Below are 859 nucleotides of genomic sequence, written 5' to 3' on the forward strand. Positions count from 1 at the left end.
GTCTTGATGACGGCGCGGATTCCCCAGGGCTCCGGGAAGACGCGGATCTTCGGGACGACCGTGACGGGCTTGGCGGTCTTGCCCTGCCAGTCCTTGCGGCCCTTGGTGTTCTCGTCCACGCGGGCCAGGCCGACGTTCGGAGCGAGGCGACGCCAGCGGCGGGAGACGGCCCAGGCGTGGCGCATCCGGGCCCGCTGGAAGGGGGTCGCGCGGATGTACCGGTAGGTGGCGATGAAGAGGCGAGCCGCCCCCCAGGCCGCCAGCACCGCGAGGGCGATGACGGCGACCAGGGGAGCCAGGCTCAGGGAGTCAGTGGCGGACACGATCAGCCTTCCTGCGAGGCGGACTTGCGGGAGGTCGGGACGGCGGAGGTCGAGCGGATCTCGTCGGCCTGGTACCAGGCAGTGCCGCCGACGACCTTCTCGTTGCCGTTGCGGTCGGTCCGCTTCTCGGCCGGGGTGACACCGACCCGGAAGCCGACCAGCTCGACCGGCTGCGGCATCCCCTGGAGCGGGGCGGCGGGGTCCTGGTGCGAGAGGACACCGACCTTGAGGATCTCGTTTTCGGTCCGGCCGAACTGGGTGAACGAGGCGACGACCTGCACCTCCCACTTGGGGGTGCCGTCCTTGGCGGTGTCCTGCTGCTGCGTGCCGAACTGCATCTTCGGGGACGAGCTGAGGAACATGACCATGGAGAAGGTGCGGGCCTGGTCGACGTGGAAGATGGCGGGCATGAATCTCTCCTTGTGACAGATCGTCAGGTGACGATCGCTCGTCTACGGGGTGTTGCGTGCTCTACCCTGAACCTCATGCACGGGGGTTGTCAACCAGGTTATCGCCAGACGTAGTCAAGGATGGTC

The 859-nt window shown here is 67.8% G+C and carries 1 protein-coding gene and 1 pseudogene; both read right to left on the reverse strand.

The genetic code is table 11. The annotated features are described in order from the left end of the window. Positions 1-323: pseudogene (locus tag ACFU5F_RS42435) on the reverse strand (hypothetical protein); the annotation flags it as partial. 2 nt (positions 324-325) lie between these two features. Next, positions 326-733, reverse strand: coding sequence for a hypothetical protein (locus tag ACFU5F_RS42440; protein ID WP_383291078.1), 408 nt, complete (start codon positions 731-733; stop codon positions 326-328). Positions 734-859: the final 126 nt, after the last annotated feature.

Source organism: Streptomyces sp. NPDC057438 (genome assembly GCF_042802995.1).
GTDB lineage: Bacteria > Actinomycetota > Actinomycetes > Streptomycetales > Streptomycetaceae > Streptomyces.